General features: G+C 36.6%; 6 protein-coding genes and 1 pseudogene. All 7 read right to left on the bottom strand.

The genetic code is table 11. The features are described from left to right. Window positions 1–195: pseudogene (locus BUB93_RS10245) on the bottom strand (sigma-70 region 4 domain-containing protein); the annotation flags it as partial. A gap of 381 nt (window positions 196–576) precedes the next feature. Beyond that, complete coding sequence (locus tag BUB93_RS10240) at window positions 577–1854, bottom strand: O-acetylhomoserine aminocarboxypropyltransferase/cysteine synthase family protein (RefSeq protein ID WP_073271762.1); 1278 nt, start codon at window positions 1852–1854, stop codon at window positions 577–579. Window positions 1855–2290: 436 nt separating this feature from the next. Next, on the bottom strand, window positions 2291–2827 hold the full coding sequence (locus BUB93_RS10235) for a DUF4256 domain-containing protein (protein ID WP_073271759.1): 537 nt from the start codon (window positions 2825–2827) through the stop codon (window positions 2291–2293). A gap of 145 nt (window positions 2828–2972) precedes the next feature. Beyond that, complete coding sequence (locus BUB93_RS10230; RefSeq protein WP_073271756.1) at window positions 2973–4349, bottom strand: PTS ascorbate transporter subunit IIC; 1377 nt, start codon at window positions 4347–4349, stop codon at window positions 2973–2975. A 39-nt stretch (window positions 4350–4388) separates the two neighbouring features. Next, window positions 4389–4661 (bottom strand): PTS sugar transporter subunit IIB, encoded by a 273-nt coding sequence (locus BUB93_RS10225; RefSeq protein WP_073271753.1) that lies wholly within the window; start codon window positions 4659–4661, stop codon window positions 4389–4391. Between the two features lie 13 nt (window positions 4662–4674). Further along, window positions 4675–6705 carry a BglG family transcription antiterminator gene (locus BUB93_RS10220; protein ID WP_073271750.1) on the bottom strand — a complete coding sequence of 677 codons (2031 nt, stop codon included), beginning with the start codon at window positions 6703–6705 and terminating at the stop codon, window positions 4675–4677. Between the two features lie 268 nt (window positions 6706–6973). Further along, window positions 6974–7873, bottom strand: coding sequence for a mechanosensitive ion channel family protein (locus BUB93_RS10215; RefSeq protein WP_073271746.1), 900 nt, complete (start codon window positions 7871–7873; stop codon window positions 6974–6976). Window positions 7874–8079 lie beyond the last annotated feature (206 nt).

The raw sequence follows: 8079 nt of genomic DNA, 5'->3' as shown, positions 1-8079 counted from the left end.
TCGTATTATTGGCCTTAATTCATCAGTCTTATTGGGTCTACTTGCCTTATGCTTTTGCTCATTGAAGTCATCCATCTCTATGTATCTTTTCACTGTGCGATAGTTCTTGCCGGTCATTCCACTTATCTGTGCATAAGTTTTTCCTTCTAAAAAGTATAATTCTCGGATATAATTGATTTGAGTAATTGTCAGCACTTCCTTTCCTCCCTACAAGTTTAGTCACTTAATAGGGTATTATTTAAGGTTTGTACTGGCAATTACTTTTTGTATTTTTGGTTGCCATTTATTGCAGTTCTAGATTACCATAAACACGGAAGCGTTATATTAAATACGATTCTTGATAGAGTTTCTTTATCTTTTTCTTTTAATAATCCAATCTGCTTCATTCCATACCCTAGAATTATAATAAGCATGGACAAAACAAACTGGCTGTTAACAGTTTCTATTTCAATCACCTTCCTGTATTGTTATTTGTATGCATTTTGTTTAAGGAACAAACTGTATTATAACATTAAAACCACCTAAAAGCCTGGCACATAATAACTTTTAGGTGGTTTATTTCGGTACGTATTATTATCATATTTGTGCTAATGCCTGGCCAATATCCTCAATTATATCATTTGCATTTTCTAAACCAACAGAAAGTCGAATAAGATCTGGCGCAACACCTGCTTCTTCAAGCTGTCTGTCAGTCAACTGTCGGTGGGTATGACTTGCCGGGTGCAAAAGACATGTCTTGCTGTCTGCTACATGAGTAACTATGGACGCAAGGTTAAGATTATCCATGAAGTCTATGGACTTTTCTCTTCCCCCTTTTATTCCAAATGCCAATACTCCACAAGAACCATTTGATAGGTACTTATTAGCCAGTGCATTATCCACGCTGTCTTCTAATCCAGGATAATTTACCCATGCGATCTTATCGCTTCTATTTAAAAACCTTGCCACAGCCAGCGCATTTTCGCAGTGCTGTCTTATTCTTAGATGTAGCGTTTCCAAGCCCAAATTAATATAAAAAGCATTCTGTGGAGACTGTGATGAACCAAAGTCTCTCATCAATTGAGCCGTAGCTTTCGTTATATACGCCCCTTTTCCAAATTTATTTGTATAAGTTATGCCATGATAGGAGTCATCTGGAGACGTCAGACCAGAAAATTTATCTCCATGAGCATTCCAGTCAAAATTTCCACTATCTACGATGCACCCTCCAACGCTTGCTCCATGTCCATCCATGTACTTCGTTGTTGAGTGAGTAACAATATCAGCTCCCCATTCAAACGGCCTGCAGTTAATCGGAGTAGCAAATGTGTTGTCTACTATAAGCGGAACTCCGTAGAAATGAGCCAGTCTGGCAAACTTTTCAAAATCAAACACGGTAACCGTCGGGTTTGTAATTGTCTCCCCAAAAACTGCTTTAGTATTTGGTTTAAAGTATTTTGTCAGTTCACTTTCAGGTAAATTTTGATCTACAAAAGTGCATTCTATGCCCATCTTTTTCATAGTCACCGCAAAAAGGTTATAGGTGCCTCCGTATATTGCAGATGAAGATATAAAGTGATCTCCTGCTTCACAGATATTGAAGATTGCATAAAAATTTGCAGCTTGGCCTGACGAAGTAAGCATAGCAGCCACTCCACCTTCCAATTCGCAAATTTTTGCCGCCACTGCGTCGTTTGTAGGATTTTGCAGCCTGGTGTAAAAATACCCTTCTGCCTCTAGGTCAAATAGCTTTCCCATTTGCTCACTTGTATCGTATTTAAATGTAGTGCTCTGATAAATAGGAAGCTGCCTTGCTTCTCCTTTTTTTGGCTTCCAACCTTCGTGGATGCACTTTGTTTCTATTCTATGTTTCATTGAACTTCCCCCTGACATTTCAACATTAAGAGTTATTTGATTATTAGTATAAAGCAAACTGGGAATCATTAATAATACAAAAAAACACCCATTAGACATAGCTTAAAGCTATGTCTAATGGGCTCGTCAACTTTTATTTACATTCAATCAATACCTCTTAAGTGCATCCACATATGCTTTGGCATATCTGTTAAGGAGCATGTTCTTTTCCATAGCGCATGTATTCATCTTCCTCAAGACTTTTCGAGACCCTGTTTTCACCGTTTGGCTTTTTCATATCATTCCTGTGCTAACCGGATAACAATTACTGCCTATGACCAAGTTGAAAAGCGTAGTACGATCTCTTACTTTTATTGTTCATAATAGATATTTGAAACCACCTAAACGTTTTATATAATAACTTTTAGGTGGTTGGGTTAATTTTATCTATTTTTGCTTAAATTCTTAGCGATCCACGGAACCCTCTAGCTCCATAATAAGACTCAGCTCCATTGTGGTAGACAAATACGGTATCGTATCGACGATCACAAAACATTGCTCCACCAAGCTTTCGAATATTTTCAGGAGTTTTTATCCAGCTGGAAGTCTTGGTGTCGAAGGTTCCCAGCTTTTGCAAGCCTCTGTACTCTTCTTCTGTTAAAATCTCGATTCCCATATCTTTTGCCATTCCTAAAGCACTGTTTATAGGTTTGTTTTTTTTTCTTGACTCTAAAGCCTCTGGGTCGTAGCAAATGCTTCGTCTTCCTTTTGGGCTTTCTTTTGAGCAATCGACAAAAACGTATTCCCCCGTTGACTTATCATAACCTACAACATCAGGTTCTCCACCGGTTAATTCCATCTCTTTTAAAGATGCAAGCTTCTCTGGACTTTCTTCAAGCTTTTTTTGAATCTCTTTCCATTTAACTTCCTTATGACGATTCATGTTTTTTTCAAACCGTACTTTTAAGACTTCTACCAATTCATTTTCAGTCATGACTTCTCCTCCTAAAGTTCTAAGCTGTTCTCATTAAAAATCGCCTTTACTCTTCTACATATCCTAGAATCATTATCTCATTAAATATTTACGATGACAACACATATAAAAGGCACTCCATATTGGAATGCCTTAAAATGATTATCTAGTTTTTTTCAACTGCCTGCAGCTTGTCCTTATTAAGCATTGCATGTACAAAAGGTATAGCAAACAGCGTAGTGATTACAGCTCCTACCAACCATGCCTTTTTGAATGTAGCTACCCATCCGATAAGGATTCCAACGCCTATGAAATCAGCATCTGAGAAAGTCGTATTTGCATACCCTAGGTCTCCAAGTACCGGAAGAAGAAACAGCGGCAAGAAAGTAATAACCAATCCATTAACAAACGAACCGAAGATTGCACCTCGTCTACCGCCTGTTGCATTTCCAAAAACCCCTGCTGTTGCGCCAACAAAGAAATGTGGCACTACGCCCGGTAAGATCACCATGGGACTCAATGCTGTGTCTCTCAGAAGCACAAGAATCAACATACCAACGACTCCTCCTAGAAATGATGACAGAAAACCTATCAAAACCGCATTTGGCGCAAAAGGAAACACTACCGGACAATCTAGCGCCGGCTTGGCATTTGGCACTAACTTCTCACTGAATCCTTTAAATGCTGGAACGATTTCAGCTATTACTAATCTAACTCCCTGAAGAACTATGTATACCCCTGCTGCAAATGTTATCGCTTGCAACAATGCGTAAATAATGAAGTTTTGTCCACCGGAGAGTGTCTCCGTATAAGCAGGACCTGCAATAATAACAACTATTAAATACATTGCCATCATGGTAAGCGCTATCGATATTGAGCTATCACGCAAGAAGGCAAGTCCTTTAGGGAAGGATGTCTCTTCGGTAGATTTTGAACCCTTGCCTACCAGTTTCCCTATCTTTGCACTCAGTACGTAAGTCAATGTAGAAAAATGTCCAAAAGCGATATCATCATTTCCTGTAATCTTGCGCATCGTAGGCTGTGCGATAGCTGGGAAAAACGCCATGGTAAGTCCTAATGCCATGCCCCCAAACAAGTAGAGTAAAATTCCTTCAAATCCTGCAACAACCAATACTATAGCTATCATTGCAGCCATATATAGTGTATGATGTCCAGTTAAAAATATATACTTCAGCTTTGTGAATCGTGCGATTATAATATTTGCAATCATTCCTACAACCATAATGATTGCCGTTGCTGAACCATACGTACCTAGCGCTTCAGCAACTATCGCTTCATTGTTTGGTACAACCCCCTGCATATTAAAGGCTTCTCCAAATAGTGAACCGAATGGTACGATAGCCCCAACAATAACACCCGCGCCTGCACCTAGAATCAGAAAGCCTAGTACCCCTTTGATAGTGCCACGAACAACATCACTAACACCTTTCTTTTGTGCTAACAGACCTACAAGAATTATTACACCTACCAGTATTGCAGGGGTTCCTAAAAAGTCCGTTATAAATTGAATAAGCATTTCCATAAATATCGTCTCCTTTAATTGTTTTATCTAAACAGTACCTTACCCATTTAACCAAGCCTCAAGTTTTCCCTTTAGCTCATCCTTGTCTAAGATATTGTCAAGTGCTAACACTTCTCCAAAGCGTTTACAGCTATCTTCTAAATCTTTACCACAAACGATCAAGTCTGCTACGCCTGGCCATGCACTGCCTAGGTCCATGTGTTCTACCTCGATGTCGTTAAACCCCAAATCCTTTAAAGCTGTTTGAATATTCATTTCCACCATAAAGCTGCTTCCCAATCCTGAGCCACATATAGCTGCTATTTTTTTCATAACTTTCTCCTCCTCATTTTGAATATCTTTTTATTAAATTCAGTACATCTTCTTTTGATTTACTTGCAAGCATATCATCCATTGAGTTCATAAGAAGTTCGCTGAGTTGACCTAGAGCTTTTAAGTGGGATTCATCATCTGGTGCCGCCAACGTCACTATAAGCTTTGCATTCCGTTCTTTTTCATTTGAAAAGCTTACTGCTTCATCCAAAATTAAAATACTCATCCCAAGTTCGATTACACCATCTTCTGGTCTTGCATGAGATATAGCTACATTGGGTGCTATTACTATGTATGGACCTAAGTCTTTAATGTTTTGAATTACTTTTTTTAAATACCTATCTTCAATATAACCTCCTTCCAACAATGGCTTTGCGCTTTCATAAATAGCTTCTTGGTAGTTGTCTACTTTATCTTTAATTATGATTTTGTCTTCAGTTATTAATTCGTTTAGCATCGGTTGTACCTTCCTTTTGGAAATATTTAAAGAATCCACATGTTTATTTAATTCCTTGTCTACTATTGCAATTATTTTTCTTGCGATATCTTCGTCAAACTCTTTTTCTATCTTTTTGTATACGGTCTGCTTCATCGTCTCTAGGTTAAAGCCTCTTTGGTTCTTATTAAAAATTTTAAACAGTCTATCTCTATCTAGTGCGGTAAGTATTGGAGAAACCATAAGGGTTTTTTGAGCATAATCTTTTATGTCGATTGGCACTGTAGTTATTATATAGTCAACATCATCTGCATAGTCTTTAATTTCATCTAATCTGACAGCATCAATTATTTCGATATTTTCTAGGAGATGCTCAACTTCTTTTCTTAGCAGTTTCGAAGTTGCTATACCGTTTAGACAAACCAGCAAGATTTTTGGAAATGATAGTTCGTTTTTTTCTCTTTTTAGATGTCCTCCAAAATGCATTGCCATATACGCTATGTCATCTTCATTAACTGGGTTGCCAACAATTTCTTCTAGTTCCTTGCAGATTATTTCGCTTATTCTATAAATCGCCTGGTATTCTTCCTTGAGATCTTCCTTTAACTCATTGTCATAAATTATGCCGTATTTATATCTGATCAATGCGCTTTTCATATGAAAATAAAGTCCTTCATACAATATCTTCTCTTCTTTTATATCGATTAGAGTTAGCTCTTTAAACCTTTTTATGATAAAGTTTACTATTTCGTCGATATACTCATCATCACTGCTTTCAAAATCATGGTGTGTATTAACCCTAAGTCCCATAAGTTGAAGGGTTATATATCTTTGTTCTTCGATGGGAAATATGGATTTAAAGTAATGGTTTACCCCTTGAAACTCCGAACTCTCTTCTAATGTTTTTATGTCGCTTTTGTTAAATGTCATCTTCTCAAAATTGTGTTTTTTTATAGTGGCAAGCAACTTTGCTAAAATTTCTTTCGTTGCTGCGACGTATGAAACTGAGTTTTTCTCCTCTACTCTATTTAATAGGCAAAGTATTTTTTTAACTTCCTGATCATCATACACATCAAATCGATTAATTTTAAAAAGGTAGTTGTACGATGAATATGTATACAGAAGAACACTTCGAATACGTATTTGTGTCCCATTTATAAAGTAACCCAAACCCTGTTCGTACTCTAATGTCAAGTTAAAAGTTGCTATCATTTTACGCAGTTCTTTAACATCTGAAATTATCGTATTTCTGCTTACCATGAATAACTCTTCAAAATCGCTTATGCTCAAAAACCTTGTTTTTGTAAGGATCAGCATTATCTCTATTGCGATTCTTTCTTTTTGTGTGTAAACATAAACACCATCCAGCGCATCTTGAATATCATTTTTGAAAAAATCTTTTGTTTCTTCCGGCAATATCACTCCTTCATCTCGCAGGTTTTCAATTGCTGGCAAATCATTGGCAGTCAAATATTCATTAATTTTATTTAATGAATAGTAAATGCTTCTTCTCGAAACCCCTATCAGCTTTGACAAATCGTCAACGCTCAAGGTTTGATAAGTATGTGATAGTAGGTTGAGCATGTAGTAATCTTTGTAATCCAACAATTTGTTTCACCTCTTGTCTTAGATTATAGCTTGTAAACGGTATCCTTGATAAGTCCAAATGGTTGCACGCTTTTTGAGACACCCACTTGTACCCTATCCCAAGACAGTTTTATACTATTTGATTATATTTATCTTTTACCCGCAAAAGCTGAACATAATAAAACTACAATGCTGAGCTATCTTATTAGATCACTTCACATTGTAGTTGGATTTTGAGGTATTCTTTTTTATTGAATGATGTTTCTATATCTCTATTTGGATTTTTTAATTAGAGTTTTGTTTTTACCTCAATGGTAGGCATCTCTACTAATTCAAATGTCGCCGATGCCATTTCTATGTTCTTTGATTCATTTTCGATTTTTTCCAATATTCTTGTGAATAAGAGATCTTTAACCACAACTCGCCTTTTGTAATCAACTACAAACCTCAATGTAAATTCTACCCAGTTGTCATTGGCTATCATAGTCACCATAGGCTGTGTAGTTGCATCTTCTATTAAATATTTTTTTACCATGACATCCCAATAAGATTTTGCCTCATCTGAATAGTTCCCGACAACTTCTTGAGCTACATCATATAAAATTTTCCTTGCCAGCTTATAATCGCTGCCGTATTTAATAGGAATTTTGATTTGATCCCATAAAAAAGGGAAATCAGAAGAATAATTATAAACTGGCTCTTTGAATACAAAACTATTGCCTATTCTTACTATCCTCCCATTATAAAGGTCTCCATCTACCCAGCTGGCTATCTCCATAATGGTCGTACGCAAAATTCCAACATCAATAACATCGCCCTTTATACCTCCCAACAGAACTCTATCGCCGGTTTTATAAATATCACTAGTCAAGATAGTGACCCAACCGGCAATGCTTACAATAATCTCCTGGAGCGCAAATGCTATACCGGCGCCTGCAATCCCCAAAACTACCGTCACTCCTCCTAGGCTATCACTATAAAGAATCATTATAAATACCACGACCGCAAAGTAACCCACAACATTAACGGCTTTCTTTGTTTTATACGAACTGCTTCTGTCTTTAATATACTTGCCCAATCGAGCTCTAATAAGATTTTTTATTACTATGATTATAAAAGCTCCGATTACTGCAACAACAAGTTTTCTTATCGAAGGTTCTTCTATAAATAGCTCCAAATATTTTTCCATGACATTACCCCTTTAAAAACCAATATATATTTAACAAAATTATAATCAAAGAATATTTACCCTTTTTCATGCGCTCTCTATCAAATTTTATTTGTTATTGAGTTTGTGCTGGATTATCCTGTCTTTTATATTTCAAAATACCTCGACTTTCCCATTTTTCAATATATATTTATTGGTCATGGTTATACCACATATTGTGATGACTC

The sequence above is a fragment of the Alkalibacter saccharofermentans DSM 14828 genome (assembly GCF_900128885.1).
GTDB classification, from domain to species: domain Bacteria; phylum Bacillota; class Clostridia; order Eubacteriales; family Alkalibacteraceae; genus Alkalibacter; species Alkalibacter saccharofermentans.
Note: the sequence above shows the minus strand (reverse complement) of the source record. Positions and strands in the feature narration are given on the sequence as shown.